At 30.6% G+C, this 17,923-nt stretch carries 20 protein-coding genes; 8 read left to right on the top strand and 12 right to left on the bottom strand.

Translation table 11 applies throughout. The features are described 5' to 3' along the window. Positions 1 to 193 precede the first annotated feature (193 nt). The 3 genes from V9L04_RS11840 (at position 194) to V9L04_RS11850 (ending at position 2,530) form a co-directional block, all read left to right on the top strand. On the top strand, positions 194 to 622 hold the full coding sequence (locus V9L04_RS11840; RefSeq protein ID WP_338790018.1) for a hypothetical protein: 429 nt from the start codon (positions 194 to 196) through the stop codon (positions 620 to 622). 221 nt (positions 623 to 843) lie between these two features. Continuing rightward, positions 844 to 1,449, top strand: a complete 606-nt coding sequence (locus V9L04_RS11845) for a hypothetical protein (protein WP_338790019.1) — start codon at positions 844 to 846, stop codon at positions 1,447 to 1,449. A 97-nt stretch (positions 1,450 to 1,546) separates the two neighbouring features. Beyond that, on the top strand, positions 1,547 to 2,530 hold the full coding sequence (locus V9L04_RS11850) for a quinone oxidoreductase (RefSeq protein ID WP_338790020.1): 984 nt from the start codon (positions 1,547 to 1,549) through the stop codon (positions 2,528 to 2,530). Positions 2,531 to 2,588: 58 nt separating this feature from the next. Here V9L04_RS11850 and purD read toward each other — a convergent pair whose 3' ends face one another. The 9 genes from purD to V9L04_RS11895 all read right to left on the bottom strand — a co-directional run bounded on the left by purD (position 2,589) and on the right by V9L04_RS11895 (position 11,875). Then, positions 2,589 to 3,866: a phosphoribosylamine--glycine ligase gene (purD, locus tag V9L04_RS11855; RefSeq protein ID WP_338790021.1), complete on the bottom strand. Its 1,278-nt coding sequence runs from the start codon at positions 3,864 to 3,866 to the stop codon at positions 2,589 to 2,591. 87 nt (positions 3,867 to 3,953) lie between these two features. Further along, positions 3,954 to 6,131 (bottom strand): 7TM diverse intracellular signaling domain-containing protein, encoded by a 2,178-nt coding sequence (locus V9L04_RS11860; protein ID WP_338790022.1) that lies wholly within the window; start codon positions 6,129 to 6,131, stop codon positions 3,954 to 3,956. Between the two features lie 88 nt (positions 6,132 to 6,219). Beyond that, complete coding sequence (locus V9L04_RS11865) at positions 6,220 to 8,400, bottom strand: 7TM diverse intracellular signaling domain-containing protein (RefSeq protein ID WP_338790023.1); 2,181 nt, start codon at positions 8,398 to 8,400, stop codon at positions 6,220 to 6,222. A gap of 147 nt (positions 8,401 to 8,547) precedes the next feature. Beyond that, positions 8,548 to 9,114 carry a DUF420 domain-containing protein gene (locus tag V9L04_RS11870; RefSeq protein WP_338790024.1) on the bottom strand — a complete coding sequence of 189 codons (567 nt, stop codon included), beginning with the start codon at positions 9,112 to 9,114 and terminating at the stop codon, positions 8,548 to 8,550. Positions 9,115 to 9,132: 18 nt separating this feature from the next. Then, positions 9,133 to 9,489, bottom strand: a complete 357-nt coding sequence (locus V9L04_RS11875; protein WP_338790025.1) for a DUF5615 family PIN-like protein — start codon at positions 9,487 to 9,489, stop codon at positions 9,133 to 9,135. Continuing rightward, the gene (locus tag V9L04_RS11880; protein WP_338790026.1) at positions 9,486 to 9,716 is read right to left on the bottom strand and encodes a DUF433 domain-containing protein; all 231 of its coding nucleotides are present in this window, start codon (positions 9,714 to 9,716) and stop codon (positions 9,486 to 9,488) included. Before V9L04_RS11880 ends, V9L04_RS11875 begins: the two co-directional genes overlap by 4 nt. An 11-nt stretch (positions 9,717 to 9,727) precedes the next feature. Then, the gene (locus V9L04_RS11885) at positions 9,728 to 10,423 is read right to left on the bottom strand and encodes an SCO family protein (protein WP_338790027.1); all 696 of its coding nucleotides are present in this window, start codon (positions 10,421 to 10,423) and stop codon (positions 9,728 to 9,730) included. A gap of 233 nt (positions 10,424 to 10,656) precedes the next feature. Further along, positions 10,657 to 10,995 carry a cytochrome C oxidase subunit IV family protein gene (locus V9L04_RS11890; RefSeq protein WP_338790028.1) on the bottom strand — a complete coding sequence of 113 codons (339 nt, stop codon included), beginning with the start codon at positions 10,993 to 10,995 and terminating at the stop codon, positions 10,657 to 10,659. 91 nt (positions 10,996 to 11,086) lie between these two features. Next, positions 11,087 to 11,875, bottom strand: a complete 789-nt coding sequence (locus V9L04_RS11895; protein ID WP_338790029.1) for a cytochrome c oxidase subunit 3 — start codon at positions 11,873 to 11,875, stop codon at positions 11,087 to 11,089. Positions 11,876 to 12,165: 290 nt separating this feature from the next. Between V9L04_RS11895 and V9L04_RS11900 the strand changes: the two genes are divergently transcribed. From V9L04_RS11900 to V9L04_RS11920, 5 genes are all read left to right on the top strand, one after another. Next, positions 12,166 to 12,933 (top strand): DUF6498-containing protein, encoded by a 768-nt coding sequence (locus V9L04_RS11900; RefSeq protein WP_338790030.1) that lies wholly within the window; start codon positions 12,166 to 12,168, stop codon positions 12,931 to 12,933. A gap of 367 nt (positions 12,934 to 13,300) precedes the next feature. Then, entirely contained in the window at positions 13,301 to 13,756 is a 456-nt protein-coding gene (locus V9L04_RS11905; protein WP_338790031.1) for a thioredoxin family protein, read from the top strand. Further along, positions 13,756 to 14,679 carry an FAD:protein FMN transferase gene (locus V9L04_RS11910; RefSeq protein ID WP_338790032.1) on the top strand — a complete coding sequence of 308 codons (924 nt, stop codon included), beginning with the start codon at positions 13,756 to 13,758 and terminating at the stop codon, positions 14,677 to 14,679. The genes V9L04_RS11905 and V9L04_RS11910 overlap by 1 nt, the downstream gene beginning before the upstream one ends. A gap of 14 nt (positions 14,680 to 14,693) precedes the next feature. After that, a complete protein-coding gene (locus tag V9L04_RS11915; RefSeq protein ID WP_338790033.1) occupies positions 14,694 to 14,903 on the top strand; it encodes a DUF4266 domain-containing protein in 210 nt (69 codons plus the stop codon). 24 nt (positions 14,904 to 14,927) lie between these two features. Further along, positions 14,928 to 16,115 (top strand): DUF3570 domain-containing protein, encoded by a 1,188-nt coding sequence (locus V9L04_RS11920; RefSeq protein ID WP_338790034.1) that lies wholly within the window; start codon positions 14,928 to 14,930, stop codon positions 16,113 to 16,115. Positions 16,116 to 16,431: 316 nt separating this feature from the next. Here V9L04_RS11920 and V9L04_RS11925 read toward each other — a convergent pair whose 3' ends face one another. The 3 genes from V9L04_RS11925 to V9L04_RS11935 are packed head-to-tail and all read right to left on the bottom strand — an operon-like array spanning position 16,432 to position 17,850. Continuing rightward, complete coding sequence (locus tag V9L04_RS11925; protein WP_338790035.1) at positions 16,432 to 17,139, bottom strand: hypothetical protein; 708 nt, start codon at positions 17,137 to 17,139, stop codon at positions 16,432 to 16,434. 30 nt (positions 17,140 to 17,169) lie between these two features. Further along, positions 17,170 to 17,604, bottom strand: coding sequence for a hypothetical protein (locus tag V9L04_RS11930; RefSeq protein WP_338790036.1), 435 nt, complete (start codon positions 17,602 to 17,604; stop codon positions 17,170 to 17,172). A gap of 60 nt (positions 17,605 to 17,664) precedes the next feature. Further along, positions 17,665 to 17,850 carry a hypothetical protein gene (locus tag V9L04_RS11935; RefSeq protein WP_338790037.1) on the bottom strand — a complete coding sequence of 62 codons (186 nt, stop codon included), beginning with the start codon at positions 17,848 to 17,850 and terminating at the stop codon, positions 17,665 to 17,667. Positions 17,851 to 17,923: the final 73 nt, after the last annotated feature.

Raw genomic sequence — 17,923 nt, forward strand, 5'->3', positions numbered from 1 at the left:
ACCTTCTAAAATGCTTTTTAATTCATTTTTAAGATTTTTATCAAAAAAACTTCTTCTTTTTATCCAAAAAAAATACATAAATATTTTGAAAACTCACTGATTTTGAGTAACTTAAGAAGGTGAATACAAATATTGAAAAAAATACAAGCCTATATTATCAAAAATACCTACACACAAAAAAAATCACAAAATTATGGTAGCAACTGCAAATCCAGCAACTGACAAGCATGTACAAAATTATCTACGTGGATTGGCTGAAGAAGTCAATGGAAAATACACCGATTATTCTGATGATACAGTTATTGTAACAATCCCTCTTAGTGATGGACGATATCAAAATGTAAAAGGATACATCATTCCTAGAGGTGATGGTGTGATGTTAGAATTTATGTCTAAAGTTTGTAAGCTAGAAGACTATCCAGATATTAGTCTAACAGAACTTTTAGAACTCAATCATGGACTTTGCTATTCCAAAATATTACTCAAAGATGGTTATGTAGAAGTAGGTTCTTCTACAAAATATGAACTGTGTACATACGACCAAGTTCGTTACATGATTTTTGAAGTAGCACGAGTAGCTGATGAACTAGAAAATCGTTTTACAGGTGAAGATGTGTATTAAAATAATATTCAAAAAATAAAAGTTAACCTGTTTTGCTTCTTACTCTACTAACTTACAAATCCTTACCACTATCTTTTTTTTTAAGAAATTGAGTAAGGATTTTTCTTTGAAATACAATTTCATAAATAACCCAAGAGTTTGTAAATTGAGAATTGAAAGCTACTTATAAATTATATCTAGCTAATTTTACAACTTATTTACTCACTATTTTTTTTAGAATTATGAATATTAGAAATTTGAAATTGTGTGCTTTTATTATTGTCTTGGTAAGTTTTTTTTCGTGTGGTGCGAATCAGACAAAAGAAGCAGAGTCTAATGAAGTAACAGACCAAACCAATGAAGAAACAACAGCAACAGAAGCCAAAGAGGAAATCATAGAAGCCAAAGTACAAGAAACGGATGAACTTATCATTTATGAAAAATCTTTTTTAGGACTTTCTTCAGGTATGGAGATAGCAGACTATACAGGAACATTAGAAAAAGGATTGCTACAAACAGGAGAAGGAGATTTTGATATTTTTAATGTCAAAGATAAAGATGGAAATATAGTTGCTTATTTTGATCCGTTTGAAGGAAAAGTAGGAACTATTACAATTACTTCCGAACTTGCCAAAACAGAAGATGGAATAAAGATAGGTGATACTTTCGGAACTCTTTTAGCAAAATATCCAGATTTGAAAGTCTATGGTTCAGAAATAGAAGGCTATACACAGGCTATTGTAAACGAAGGATTAGGCTACAGACTTGATGAACAACATTACAATTATGAACTCAAAACAAGTGAAATTAAGAAAGATGCTAAAATAATTGAAATTACGATTAAGTAGGTTAATTATAATTTTGATTTTAAAATTCTTATTATTGCAAATCCTAAGCTAAAAGCTAGCTTAGGATTTTTTTATACAAAAAAATATTTTTACATAAATGAAAAATACAATGAAAGCTCTTACTTTTTCTGAATTTGGAAGTTCAGAGGTGCTAAATTATATAGATGTAGCTGTTCCTGTTTTAAAAGAAAATGAAGTTTTGGTAGAAATGAAAGCCATTGGACTTAATTACGCTGATATTTATCGTAGAAAAGGAAACTATCATTTGAAAGGTTCTCCTCCTTTTATTGCTGGTTATGAAGGTGCTGGAATTATTCAACAATCAAATTCCAAGAAGTATAAAATAGGTCAGTGTGTAGCTTTTACAGATGTTCCTTTTGCCAATGCTGAATTTGTATCTGTTCCCGAAACTCATATTATTCCTCTTGATGAAGACATAGATTTTGAACTCGCTTCTTCTGTTTTATTGCAAGGACTAACTGCTCATTATTTAGCAATAGATAGTCATGAAGTGATGAAAAATGAAATTGTGCTTGTTCATGCAGCTTCTGGAGGAGTAGGACAAATTCTTACTCAAATTTGTAAAAATAAAGGAGCAATAGTTATTGGTCTAACAAGAAGCAAAGCTAAATTAGAAACTATTTTAGAACAAAAATCAGATTATGCTCTACTTCTTGATGATAATTGGAAAGAGTATGTTTTAGAAATTTGTAACAAAGTTAAAAATCAAAAAGGAGTAGATGTGGTTTATGATAGTGTTGGAAGTACATTAGAGGATAGTTTTGAAGTGACTAAAGAATGTGGACACGTAGTTTTTTATGGAATGAGTGGAGGCGACCCAAAACTTGTCGACCCTAGAATGTTGATGGACACAAGTAAAACCCTTACAGGAGGAGACCTTTGGAGTTATCTCAATTCGGAAGAACAAAGGCACAAAAGAGCAAAAGAATTGTTTGATTGGATTAAAGAAGATAAAATTAATATAAAACCTCCTGTAACCTTCAAACTCTCAGAAGGAAAACAAGCACATGATTTCTTAGAAAAGGGAAAAAGTGCAAGTAAAGTTTTATTAATTCCATAATAGTTTTTAGGAGAAATCTAGTTCAAGCAGTACTGCTTGAACTAGAAAATAATAGTTCTTAAAACAAATCTTTTCCAATATCCTTACGATAATATTTTCCTTCAAAAGTTACCAATTCGGCAGCGTGATTTGATGCTGCTAGAGCTTCCTTTGCTGTATCTGCAAGTGCTGTAAGAGCAATTACTCGTCCTCCATTAGTCATGGTTCGGCTATCGTCTTCTTTTGTTCCTGCATGGAAAGCAATTACATTTTTAGGAAGATTTCCATGTCCTTTAATTGTTTTTCCTGTTTGATAGTCTTCTGGGTAGCCACCCGAAACGAGCATAATTGTAGTGGCTGCTTTTTTAGAAATTTTGAGTGAATGATTAGCTAATTCTTTTTTGGCTGTGGCATCTAACAAAGCTAAAAAGTCGGATTCTATACGTGGAAGCACAACCTCTGTTTCTGGGTCGCCCATTCTGACGTTGTATTCCAAAACATACGATTTATTATCTACAACCATCAAACCAATAAAAATAAAACCACAATAGTCTATATTTTCATTTTGAAGACCTTGTAAAGTTGGTTTTATGATAGTTTCCTCAGCATTTTTGATAAACTCTTCTGTTACAAAAGGAACTGGCGATACTGCTCCCATTCCTCCCGTATTAAGTCCTGTATTTCCTTCTCCGATTTGTTTGTAATCTTTAGCTTCAGGAAGTAAAACATAATCTTTTCCGTCTGTCAAGACAAATAAAGAAACTTCTATTCCATCCAAAAACTCTTCAATTACTACTTTACTACTTGCTTCTCCAAATTTTTCATCTAAAAGCATTTCATCAAGTGTTTTTGTAGCTTCTTGATTTGTGTGAGCAATCACAACGCCTTTTCCTGCTGCCAGACCATCAGCTTTCAAAACTACAGGAAGAGATAATGTTTTTAAATATTCTTTTGCTTCTTGAATAGATTCTTTAGTAAAAGTTTCCGACTTAGCAGTTGGAATATTATTTTTATTCATAAAGTTTTTTGCAAAATCTTTACTTCCTTCTAGCTGTGCGCCCTGTTTGTTTGCTCCAATAATGCGAACATTACGAACTAGGTCACTATTTTTAAAGTAATCTACAATTCCTTTTACAAGTGGCTCTTCATTTCCTACTAGCACTAAATCAATATTACTTTCTTTACAAAAATTAGCCAAACGCTCAAAATCAGTAGGTTTAATGGCTACATTTGTTCCTACTCGTGCCGTCCCTGCATTTCCTGTAGCGATATAAAGATTATCACAAAGTGAGCTTTGGGCAATTTTCCAAGCAAAGGCGTGTTCTCTTCCTCCTGAACCAATAATTAAGATGTTCATAAAAAATGGATTTTGTAGTGTTTTCTTTTTATTTATTTGATTAAACAAAACTACAAAAAATAGCACTTATAACCTGCTAGAATGTGATTATAATTTCACTCCCATAATTGTAATATCATCACGCTGTTTTTGTTTGCCTTGATGGTGGTCTAAAATCTCTTCTAACTTTGTTTTCTGTTCTGAAAGAGGAAGAGTATGAAATTCTTCAAGCGAACTTTTGAGCTTTAAAGAACCTATTTTTTGTTGATTCCGTCCATTTTGATCTGCAAAACCATCAGTAGTAAGATAGATTTTATCCCCTTTTGTAAGAATGAATTTTTCTTCTTGAAATTCTACATCCACTCTTTCTTTTTTCTTTGTAATTCCTCCTACCGACATTTTATTGCCTTTTAGTTCTTCAAAAATATCATCTTTTATATAATACAAAGGACGCTTTGCACCTGAAAAAGTAATTTCAAATTGTTTCTTTCCAGTAGAATGATGAATAGAATCTACTTTTTTAATACTACACAGAGCGACATCCATTCCATCCATGTTATTGCTTTGTTTTTGCCTTAGAGCTTCTTGCAAACGCTCATCTAAACGTGCAATTATTTGTGCAGGTTTGGTAATAAGTTCTTTAGATACAATTTCATTCAGAAGCGCAAAACCAATAAGGGAAATAAAAGCCCCTGGAACGCCATGTCCTGTACAATCCAAAACAGCAATCAAAATAATCTCTTCTTTAGTAATTGGGTCATTGGTTTCATACACCCAATAAAAATCTCCACTTACAATATCACGAGGACGAAAAAGAACGAAAGATTCTTCAAAGTGTGTCTGAACACGCTGCTTCATTGGCAGAATCGCTTTCTGAATTGTTTTGGCATAACGAACACTATCTGTAAACTGCGTATTGGCTGATTTGAGTTGTGTGTTTTGCTTTTCTATATAATCTCGCTGTGAAATAATTTCTTCTTGTTGTTGGTGTAACTCTTCGTTTTGAACCAAAATCTCTTCTTGTTTCATCGAAATCTCTTTTGTTCTTTCTGTTACTTTCTGTTCTAATAGCTTATTCTGGTTTTCTAATATTCTAGCATTTTCTTTTTCTAAATTCTTCATTCTATATCCTAATCCTAGAGAAAAAGTCAGAATTTCTAAAATAACACCTACTTGTGCAACCAAATATACATCACCCAAGGTGTCACCAAATAGAGCTTTCAATACATTGGATAGAAAAGCTCCTCCCATAGCACATGCAGAGCCTAGTAAAAAATAGCGTACTAGTGTATCAGACCAATAATTTTTAGCCAAATAACCTATGAAAATCAAATTACAAAGCAGAATAATTCCATGGGCTGCTTTAGAGGTTTTGTCATAGAGATAACTATTTCCTAATCCATAATTGAGTATAATATAAGGAAGCAGCATTCCGATAGAAAAAATAATTCCAATAGAAAAAAAGCGTTTCCAAAATTTATTAAATACTTTTTTGGGAAGGAAAGTCAGAATAAAAGAGAAAAAGCCAACTGCTGTAATGGCAAGCCCAAACATTCTGAAAAGTAATGAAAAGTAAGGATTTTGAGCAGAAAAATAATCAACAAATAGTCCTGCATTTTGTGAGGTGAAAAGAGAAAACCCAAAGATATAGATAGCATAAGCTAAATAGACCTTTTCTCTACTAGATAAAAACAAAAAGAAGTTATAGAGCAAAATAATCCATAACATTCCTTGAAAAAAGAGTTGAAAATCAACTGTATTTCGTCGTTCTTTTACATAAATACGATTAAAGTTTTTTTCATTTAATACTTCTAATTGAGTAGAAATAGGATATTTCTGACTACTTATAATTTCTATATAAAAAGGCTGATTATAAACTGGAATCTTGATTGCGCTAATAGCTATACTTAAAGGAAGTTGTTTTTCAGATTGTGCAACTAAACTTCCTGTCAGAAATAGGTCTTGATTGTGATAGACTTTTATGGAATCTATATTTTTGTTGAAATCAATAAATTCTTTATTTGCATCTTTAATCGTAATTTTTAGCCAAATTCTGTCTTTATATTCTTTTTTATTTAGTTCTGATAATACAATTTCTTTAAAGCAATTTTGGTCTAATTGATTACTACTAAAAATAGAGTTATCTTCACAAACCTCAATAGAAAAACCTGTATCCAAATTTACAGTCTCATTTTGTGCAAAAATAGAGAGTAAAAATAAACTATTATAAAGAAAACAGGTAAACAAAACACTCAAAAATTGTTTTGTAGAAATTAGCGTAGGCAAAATAGAATAAATGGTTTGTTGTGATTGTGTTTTAGCGAACTGAATATACACATAATTTAAGAAAATACAATATGTAATTTATTGAAAGTTAAAGTTTTAAACCCAAAATTGTAATATCATCTCGTTGTTTTTGTTTTCCCTGATGTGTATCTAAAATTTGCTCAAACTTTTTTCTTTGTTCTGCAAAAGGAAGATTATGAAATTCTTTAAAACATGCTTTTAGTTTTGAAGATCCTATTTTTCTATTATTTTTGCCATTTTGGTCTATAAAACCATCAGAAGTGAGATAAATTTTATCATTTTTGGATAAAATGATAGTTTGTTCTTCAAAACTATATTTGTCTGTAATTTTCTTTTTGGTTACTCCTCCAATAGAAAGTTTGCTTCCCCGTATTTCATGTAATTCATTATTTTTGATAAAATGTATAGGACGTTTTGCACCAGCAAATTTGATTTCAAAATCAGCTAGTTTGTAAGAATTTGTTTTTTTAATGGCACATAAAGCGACATCCATTCCGTCTGAATTTTGCTTTTGTTTTTGTCGCAATGATTCTTGAATACGCTCATCTAATCGTTGCAAAATTTGAGCAGGAGAAGTAATATTTTCTTTGGCTACAATTTCATTTAATAAGGCAAAACCAATCAGAGAAATAAATGCTCCTGGAACGCCATGACCAGTACAATCCAACACAGCAATCAGAGTAGTTTCCTCACCAGTTTGTGTGTCTATAGTTTCATAAATCCAATAAAAATCTCCACTCACAATATCACGAGGACGAAAAAGAACAAACGAATCTTCAAAGTGATTTTGAAAGCGTTGTTTCATTGGCAAAATAGCCTTTTGGATTGTTTTGGCATAACGAATACTGTCTGTAAACTGCGTGTTGGTTGTTTTGAGTTGTTTATTTTGTGTATCTATATAATCTCGTTGTGAAATTATTTCTTCTTGCTGCTGGTGTAATTCTTCGTTTTGCACCAAAATTTCTTCTTTTTGTTTGCTTATTTCCATCGTTCGCTGATTTACTTTTTGCTCTAGCGTTCGATTTTGTTCTTCCAATATTCTAGCGTTTTCTTTTTCTAATTTTTTCATTCTATGTCCTAATCCCAATGAAAAAATCAAAATTTCCAAAATACCACCTACCTGTACAATTATGCTTACATTTTTTATTCCCAATGCTTGTAAAATATTAAATACAAATGCACTTACTACAAGAACTAGAGAAGCTAATAAATAATATTTTGTCATCGTATCTGACCATCTTTTGATAGCTAAATAAATGAAAAAACTAATTAGTCCTATCATCATTAAAGCATGGGCAATTTTGGAAAGTAGTGTATAGATTTTAAGGTTATTTGCTCCATACATCACACCAATATAAACGAAAGTCATTACAGAAACAAAAATAATAAAACCTTTAAAAAACTGTCTCCAAAAGCGACCAAAGACTTCTTTGGGTAAAAATTCTAATGTAAAATACGCATGTCCTAAGAAAGCACCAGCCAAGCCAAAAATGCGAGCTAGATTAGAAAAATAAGGATGATTTGGAATAATAAAATCAGAGAAAAAACCTGTGTTTTGAGCATTAAAAACCGAAAAACCAAAAATATAAATTGCATAAGCGATATACACTTTTTCTATAGTTGCTGCAAAAATAAACAGATTATAAAGCAAAATTATCCATAACATTCCCTGAAAAACAGCTTGAATAATAATATCTTTTTGTCTTGGATAAAATTGAGTTTTTTCAAATTCTTGTTTTGTCAATACATCAAATCCAGCAGTAAGAGGAAGTTGGCGACTGCTTATAAGTTCTATATAAAAATGTTGGTCATATTTGTAATAGTCAGGAATCTGAATAGTATTTATTTCGACACTTGTAAAAACCTGTTTTTCAGATTGTGCTACTAAGTTTCCAGAAAGAAAAACTGTATTTAATGATTTGAATTCAAATGTGTTTGGAAAGTAGGCTTTTATAGAATCAATTTTTTTATCAAAAACAATAAACTCTTTGTCTGTATTGGTCAGTTTAATTTTGAGTAAAATGCGTCTTTGATACTCTTCTTGATTGAGTGTATAGAGAGAAATAGGTTTAAAACAAGAATTATCTAAATTTGGGGAATAGCTCTTATCTTGACAAATTTCTAAAGAAAAGCCATTACTTAAATCCTGACTGTTTTGTGCAAGAGAAAAGTTGAAAAACAAACTATTAAGTAAAAAAAAGCTACACAGAACACTTAAAAAGTATTTTGGAAAAGTAGAAATTGACAAAATAAAAGAGTGATTTTTTGTATTTGTGTTTTCTTGTGATAGAAATATACAAAAAATGACAAACAAAAAAAGATTTATTTACCTAAAAAAGTAAATAAATCTTTTGTTAATTCTTAAAAATTCAAAATTTTGTTTCTTGTTTTCTGATTATAATGGTTGATAATAAGGACTTATCATGAAATAAACAATCACACCCGTAATGGCTACATACGTCCAGACAGGGAATGTCCATTTTACCATTTTTTTATGCTTTTCAATTTGTCCTGTCCAAGCAAAATAAATTGCCCACAAAACTAAAGGAACAACTACAATAGAAAGTAAAATATGAGTAATGAGTAAGAATAAATAAACGCCTCTTATTAGACCTTCTCCACCAAATTTTGTAGAAGGAACAGATGCATGATATAATACATACGAAACCAAAAATAAAGATGATAAAGTAAAAGCTGTCATCATAAGTCCTCTATGAACTTTGATATTTTTATTTTTGATAGCAAAAAAACCAGCAATCAAACAAAGAGAAGTAATAGAATTAAAGACAGCATTGATATGAGGTAAAATACGAGTATTAAAACCAAAATCAATTTTACTTTCATTATTCAGAGAAAGTAAAACAGCTACCAATAAAGGAACAACAACAGACAATATTCCAATTGTCCATTTCATTGTTGGGTTTGTAGTAGGTGGGTTATTTGAAGAAATAGTTGTATTCATTTTTTATAGTTAAATTAATTAATATCCGATTATTTCATCTCTACGAAACAGGACTATATTACTTCCCTGTTCAAAAGAAATAATTACTTCATTAAAATAGTTATCAAAAAGTTGGAGTAAGTCTTTATTACTTATATTGCCAAACTCTAAAACTAAAACTTTTGGAGGTGCACCATGAATTACATAATTATCTAAAAAATCAGAATCTTTTGTAATTATTGTTCTGTTTTCTTCTTTAGCAATTATTACAATAGTGTTATCATCTAATAAATGACCCTCTTCATAAAAAGTAGTGTGTGTTGTTTGATAGCCAATAGAAGTTATATAATGAGCTAATCTAGCAGGAAGTTGAGTATCAACAATAAATTTTATCATATAATTAATTTTTTTATAGTTTTACTACTTGCTAACATAGCTGCATAAAATAAACACGCTTGTATGTCTTCTTTTTCTATGAAAGAATAGTCTTCTAAAATTTCATCAAAAGACATTCCTCCTGCAAGTAATTCTAACATATTGGCTACTGTAAAACGCATATTTCTTATAGTAGGTCTTCCTTTGTGAACATTTGGATTTAGGGTAATTCGTTCTGATAAATTCATAGTATTTTAGTTTATTGTTTATCTTCTAATTGTAGCACTTGTATTTCGTGTATAAGTCTATCTACATCGACAAGTTCAGTTCCTTTATAGTAGCCTCTAATTTGCCCTTTTCTATCTACCAAAACAAAACGCTCTGAATGGTCAATATTGACATACGTATCTTTCTTTTCAGCAGGAAGAAAATAACTACATTTTGCTTGCTCAAAAATCTGCTCTTCTGTGCCTGTCAAGAAATACCATTTTGAATTATCTGCGTTATATTTCTCTGCATATTCTTTCAAAATTTCGGGTGTGTCATACGTTGGGTCAATGCTGTACGATACTATTTTTACGTCTTTATCATCTTTGAATGCTTCCTGTACACGTATCATTTCGGAAGCCATTTTCGGACAAATATTTTGAGTACAACGAGTAAGAATAAAATTAGCCACATAAATATTTCCTCTTAAATTTTCTTGAGTAATTGTTTCTCCAAGCTGATTGGTAAGAGAAAAAGGAATAGTTCGGTGTGTAGAATCTTCGAAGTTAGGCTGACAACCAGAAGACTCTATAAAAGTGGGATCAAATTCTGGTAAACGCAAACTATACATAATAGGAAGCGTTTTGTGCTTCGTTTCACCTGTCCAAAGAAAAGCAATGAATAAAGCAGGAAGAACTAAAATGACAAGTAAAATACCTAAGTTTTTATAATTTTTTTGTTCTGACATAACTGGTGGTTTTTGTATCACTCACGACTACATGAGTAATGATAGAGTTTTAGTTAAAATGATTTTTGTAATAACTAAATGAAGATTGTAAAAAAAGAAACTTAAATTATGTAGCTCTTGCTTGTATACAATCAAAATACTAATCTTTTGCAAAACAAAAATGTTTCTTATAGTTCTGCAAAAGACAGACGCTACAAGAAACATTTTTAATAATAGAACGTGATTATTTTGAATTACATAACTAAATCTGGAAAACGAATTCCAAAGATAGTTGTTCCTTCGATAAGCATTGCCAAAATGAGCCAACAAACAAAAATAGTAGGAGCTATAATAGCAAAAATAAGATATTTAGCTTCGTGCTTAAGGTGCATAAACTCAGCTACAATATAGCCAGCTTTTACGAGTGTAAGCAAAATAAAGACGACATTTCTATAAATACTTGGTTCGATAGTAAAAGCAATGACATATTCTATTGCTGTAACGATAGCCAAAATACCTGCTACCATCCAAATTTTCTTGATATTCTTAGCTCTTTGTTCTTTTGGGCTAAGTGATGAATCTACGTGAGCCATAATTTTATGTTTTTATAATTGATATAATGTAGAGCAGACTTTAGTCTGCTTATTACTGTAGAATAGATTTTAGTCTGTTCAGTATTTTTGTTTATACAAGATAGAAAAATGTAAATACAAATACCCAAACTAAATCTACAAAGTGCCAGTACAAACCTACTTTTTCTACCATTTCGTAGTGTCCTGTACGACGATAAACGCCCATTACTACATTATAAAAAATAAGAATATTAAGTATTACTCCAATAAGAACGTGAGTACCATGGAATCCTGTAATGAAGAAGAAGAAGTCTGCAAAAAGAGGTGGTCCATATTGGTTTTGAGTCAAACTAGCACCAAAATAAGTTCCTTCTACCAATTTATCTCCCATAAACATAACTGATCCGTGGATAAAGTGACTCCATTCCCAAGCCTGACAGCTAAGGAAAGCTACACCACCCAAAATAGTCCAAAGCATCCATTTCTCTACTTCTGCTTGTCTTTCATCTTCATTAAGGGCAGGACTATGACCAGCCTCAACAGCCAAAACCATAGTAACACTACTCATAATCAAAATAAATGTCATGATACCAACAAAAACAAGAGGAGCATCTACACCATGAAAAAGAGGCATTGAATTAAATACCTTCTCTGGAATAGGCCAATATTCTTGAGAGAAAACAAAATCACTTGCTTCTCCTTGAAAAGAAGGAAATGCAAAACGAGCTACTCCATACGAGATAAGAAAAGCTCCAAATGTAAAGACATCGGAAAGAAGGAAAAACCACATCATTAGTTTTCCGTAACTTGCCTTTAATGGTTCGTTTCCACCATCCCACATGCTGCGTACAGGCGCATTTATTTGGGGTTTAGTAGATTCTGCAATAACTTCTGCTGCCATTGTATAAGTTGTATATAGATTTTTGTAATAAGATTTTTTAATAAAATAAAAGCAAGACTATTTTTGTTTCAAAAAATGGATTAGATTTATATATTTTTCTAACTGTTGTCTTAGCTCTAATTTGATTTATTGTGTAAAATTAGCTAGAAAACTGCAAATTTCCTTATGTTAGAGAACTAAAATATAGATTTTTTTCTAATTTAGAAATGTTAAACGGTTTAAATTGCTGAAAGTCAGCTTGTTTTGATATTTTCCACTCTTCTTTTTATCAAAAAAAATCCTAGAAAAATATGCCTACTTCACAGATAAAGAAAATATATGCAAAAAATATTGCTCTTATTCGCTTTTTGTTTAGCCTTCTTGTAAATGCTTTTACTTTCTTCGGCATTATTGTTTGGAAGTGGAATTTTTTTACCATTATTTATCTCTACTGGTTTGAAGAAGTAATTCGTATTATTTTCAGGCTCATAGAAAATAGAATCAATTATACTAAAAACATAATTTCTAAAGCAGAATTAAAGGTCATAAATGGGATTACTAGAGCAATGCTTTTTCCTATGTTCGTTTATCTTGTTTTTATTATTGTAATTGTCGGAATTATTGCCTCCCCAAATAGCGATGCTACAATAGATAATCTATTTACAGTGTTTTTTAGAAACATAGAATTTAATCTCAACTTACTTTTAGCAGTAATTAGCGAAATAATAATCTTGTTTATTGTTTTTAGAAAATTAAATAAAAATAATTTTGAAAGACAAAGTCAAGAGGAGTTAGAAAAAGAATTTTTAAGAATGCAACAAGAAGAAGAATCTAAAGAGTATAAAAATCTATATCAAAAAGATATGCAACAGAATAAAAATCAACTCTTTTCTACTCAAATGATTGTTCTGCATTTGTCTATTATACTAGGCACATTTCTTTATTTTGCAGCTAATACAGACAAATTGCCTATTCAGATTAATCTAGGAGCAGCAGGAGAATTTGCCTTTGTTATTGTTTTTGCTGCTGTGCAGACAATAGCTGAGGTTTTGGCTTTTGCGAAGGGGAGAAAAAAATAAGTTTTAATTTGAGTTGGTATAGAAAAAGGTATGCTTTTTTCTAAGAAATCATTCAGTTATCGTAACTTTACCATTATTTTATCTAGGTTCAATAAATTAAGATTTAGAAAGAATAAAAAATCTATGTTTTTGTTAATTTTCAATTTATTTTAGTGGTAGTTTTTTATATTTGGATCAACCTATTATTTTTAAGTAAAAAAAAAGTCATTATGGTAATAGTTTGAAACAACCATAAACGGATTAACTCTCAATTTTTCTTATATGTTCGATATTTTATCAATACTGGTTCAAAAATAGCGTATATGCTTTCAACTTGTTATCTTAATTATAGCGTTTAAAGTTTCAAATCCTCAAACTATCTTATATTATGAAATATTCATTGCAGACTATTCAATTAAAAAAATATTTACTATTAGTATTTCTAACTCTAATAGTATCAATAAGCACAAATGCACAAACAAATACGATAGATTCACTAAAAAGTGTTTCACAGAAAGAACATAAAAAAATCTTGTTGTATTTCTCAGGATCTGATTGGTGTGGACCTTGCATAAAATTCAAAAAAAAATTTATTGAGCAACCCAAATTTATAGAGTTTTCAACTGAAAATTTATTGCTATTAAATGCTGATTTTCCTCGTAAAAAAGCAAATCAACTTAGCAAAGAAAAAATAAAAGAAAACGAAATGTTAGCTGAAAAATATAATCCAAAAGGACTATTTCCTTATGTTTTATTATTAGATGAGGAAGGAAGTGTAATTAAAAAGTGGGAGTCGCTTCCCAATGAATCATTAACTGAATTTATAGAAAATCTTAAAGACTGATGTTATATCGTCGTGCTACAAAATTAATGGGAAATGGTTTTGAAATCGCACTACAAAGCCAAGATAAAATATGGGCAAATACACAAATAGATGTCGCCATTGATGAAATTAAGCGAATAGAAAGGTTGCTTACAACATTTGCCGAAGATAGTATTACTAACCAAATCAATAATAACGCTGGTATAAAACCTATTCAAATACCTGATGAGGTGTTTCAATTAATAGCTCGTTGTCAAAGAATTTCTGATTTAACACAGGGTGCTTTTGATATTAGTTATGGTGGTTTTGACAAACGATTTTGGAATTTTGATCTTTCTATGAAAGAATTGCCATCGGTAGAAAATGCCAAACAAGCTGTTCGATTAATCAATTATCAGAATATCATTTTGGATAAAGAAAATCAAAGTGTTTTTCTTAAAAATAAAGGAATGCGAATTGGTTTTGGAGGTATAGGCAAAGGATATGCAGCCGAAAAAGCAAAACAGATTTTAAAAGCCAATGGTGTAGAAAGTGGATTTGTAAATGCTGCTGGCGACCTTACTACTTGGGGTTTTCAAGAAAATGGAAAACCATGGACAATTGGAATTGCTGACCCCAATCAAGGCAAAAAACTCTTTTCTTCATTGAATATAACCAATACTTCTGTGGCTACTTCTGGGAATTATGAAAAGTTTGTGATGATTAAAGGCAAACGTTACTCCCATACCATAGACCCCAAAACTGGTTTTCCCGTATCAGGAATCAAGAGTGTAACCATAATAACAGCAAATGCAGAATTAGCAGATGCTTTAGCAACGCCTATTACTGTAATGGGAATAAAAACAGGATTACATTTAATCAATCAAATGAAAGGTGTAGGTTGCCTTATTATTGACGATAACAACAAACTTTTTTTATCAAAAAACATAACTATTGACCCATGAAAAAAATGAGGAAAATGAAGAGATTTATGATTTTAGCAGTAGGTTTATTCTGCCTAGCAAGCTGTACGAGCGTAAAAGAATACCAAAAATCTAAAATTAATGATGCTGAAATGTCTTTGACAGCCAGACCATCAGAAAAAAACGAACAAAATTTTCAATTATATCGTGAAGGCGCATCAGGAGCTAATGGTGGAAAAACCAGTGGTGGTTGTGGATGCAATTAAACACACTTACTAACACACTTACTTATGTTAAAAAAGACATTATCAGTAGCTGCTTTATGCTTTATGTTAGCTTCTGAATCGCTCGTTGCTCAAAATACAGAAACAGACACTACAACGTATCAGTCTCGTAAATTGAAGCTTGAAGAAATAAATTTTGTTACAGGTTATTATCAACAAGATGGAAATAATGCTGCTGTAACAGGTGGAGTTGGCAATGAGCATCTAACAGATGTAGCTAATACATTCAATATTAGCTTATCCAAATATGATAAAAAACAACTCAAACATGCAGTAAATCTTGATTTTGGAATAGATGTATATACTTCTGCATCATCTGATCAAATAGACCCTAGCACCATTTCATCTGCTTCAAGTGGAGATGTTAGATTTTATCCTTCAATTAATTACACTATTTTGAATGAGAAAAAAAGGTATTCCTTTGGAGGTGGCTTATCCTATTCTGGAGAGTATGATTATACATCGTATGGTACAAATGTGCATTTTTCAAAATGGAGTAAAGACAATAATAAGGAATTATCATTAAAAGCCTCTGTATTTTTAGATCAATGGAAGGTTATTTTGCCTATTGAACTAAGATATTTAGGATATAATGAGGGAACAAGCCGTAATTCGTATAATTTTGGATTGATTTATTATAGGGTTATCAATAAAAATTTTCAAATGGCATTTTTAGCTGATTTTGCTTATCAAGAAGGATTATTGGGTACAAAATTTCATAGAGTATATTTTGATGATAACAGCGTAAAAACTGAAACTCTGCCAACTACTAGAACAAAAATTCCTTTAGGAATTAGAGCAAATTATTATTTAGGTGATAATATAGTTCTACGAGGTTTTTACAGATATTATTGGGATAACTGGGATATTAAATCCAATACAATGAGTTTAGAGTTAAGCTATAAAATCACACCTTTTATTTCTTTAGCTCCTTCTTATAGATTTTATAATCAGACAGAAACTAAATATTTTGCTCCTTATCAAAGTCATAATCCAACAGAAACATTTTATACAAGTGATTATGATTTATCTAAATTCAATAGTAATATGTACGGATTGAATTTAAGATTTTCTAATCTGCACGACAAAACATTTTTGAAAAGATTAAATGTCATAGAACTAAGGTATAGTTATTATGATCGCAACACGGCTTTAAAAGCCCATAGTATAACCTTATCTATAAATTATAAATAATTTATGATTCAAATGGGAAAATAAGGTTGTTTGATGATTTTTGTGGTAAGTTTAGTCTATAAATAGTAAAATACAAATACACGGCAGGGAAATACATATAAGTCACTCGCAAAATGCGTGTGATGGCTTGTGTTCAAACACAAATACAAAATATCTATACTCGCAAATCTTTTTCTTTTTGGAACATGATGACGAACAGTAGGCATAAACATAAAAAAACTGATGAAAACATATCCATCAGTCTTTTTCACTTTGAGTATTTGAAATATATAGACACACAATACCTATAAATTCAAAATCTCCCCCTTATTTATTTTTAATGTGTAACCTCTACTTTTAGATTAGGATAAAATTCGCCTAATTTTTCGAAGAAATATTCAGAAGTAATTTTTGCTTTTGCCATATCAACAGCATATCCTCCCTTAAACATTTGAGAAATGTCTGTATCTGTAAAACTACTGTTTACAATGCGATCAATAGCTTGTAGAATACTTTTGCCTTTATCTGATTCTATTACAATGTCATATACTTTTGGATGGTCTTGTCCAGAAAGGGCTGACATATTCAATCCCATTTCCTTTTTTGCTCCTGCAAATTTTATTTCTGCAGTTTGAAGTTTTTCTACATCAAATACAATATGTTCAGATAAATCACTATGTTTATCTGTATTGATAAAATGAAGTTCCTTACCACTCAATATGAAAAAAGCAGGTGTTTCTACTGTATTTGTGTTATTATAGGTAAGAGATTGTCTTATTGTATCTTTGATGGCAGTTTTGACAAAATCTCCCATATTTGATGGTAAGGTAGCAGAAGTACAAGCGTCGATGGGGTTTCCTTTCATCCATTCTTTTAGATAAGGAACTTGTCTATCAAGAAATTCTTGTGATACTTGCTTCTTGTCGTTTCGGAGTGCATCCATATCTATGTTTTTAGTTGCTTTTTTCTGTTGTTGGCTAAAGACATAGGCTATTACTCCTCCAATCAATAAGACTGGAATCATGTATAAAAGAGTACTAAACATAAGTTTTTTTACTGAGTTAGAAATGTGAGTTTATTTTTCTTCTTTTTCTTCGGATTTTGATAAAGCACTAAAAATGCCTATTCCAATAAGGACTACTAAAATAATTTTTCCTCCCAATTTTTTCCAAATACCTAAAGGATTTTCACCTAGTTCTAAGTTGTAAGTATTTTTGAGTCCCTCAAGATCCTCTTCAGAAACTTCATAATATACTGTTTCATCTTTATCACAGAGAACATATTTTCCATTTGTATTCCAAAAAGAAATAAATAAAAACCCATATTCTTCGTATAAATAACCTACTTCTAGGTAATAACCATCTTGTTTTAGAGCATCTTCATCAGGTAACTCCTCTACTACATCTATTGTCTCACATGGAAAACAAACAGGGATTGGTATTCTAGCTTTTGCTTGAGCATTAAGACTGGCAAAGAATATAAAAAACAAAATGAATAATAACTTTTTCATGAGCGTCAATTTTTAGTGTAGGTAATTTGGTAATGATTGCATGCTTGCTAAAGTAGTTAACTACTTAGTAGAGGCATTTTTTTTCATATAGGTTTTATATTCTTTTTCTGCTAACTCAATCATCGCATCAAACAAAATAGACTTTTGATCTAAAGTAGATAATTCTTCTTTTAAAGTTGTGTTTTGATTTCTAAGATTACGAATCTCTTGTTCTTGTTCTTGTAAGCGTTGTTCTACTGTTTTCATAGGATGTTTTAATTTGTAATTGTGAATAAAATTCTAACTTTTTTAGTATAGATAATTTGAAGATTATCGTACA

The sequence above is a fragment of the Bernardetia sp. MNP-M8 genome, assembly GCF_037126285.1.
Taxonomy (GTDB): domain Bacteria; phylum Bacteroidota; class Bacteroidia; order Cytophagales; family Bernardetiaceae; genus Bernardetia.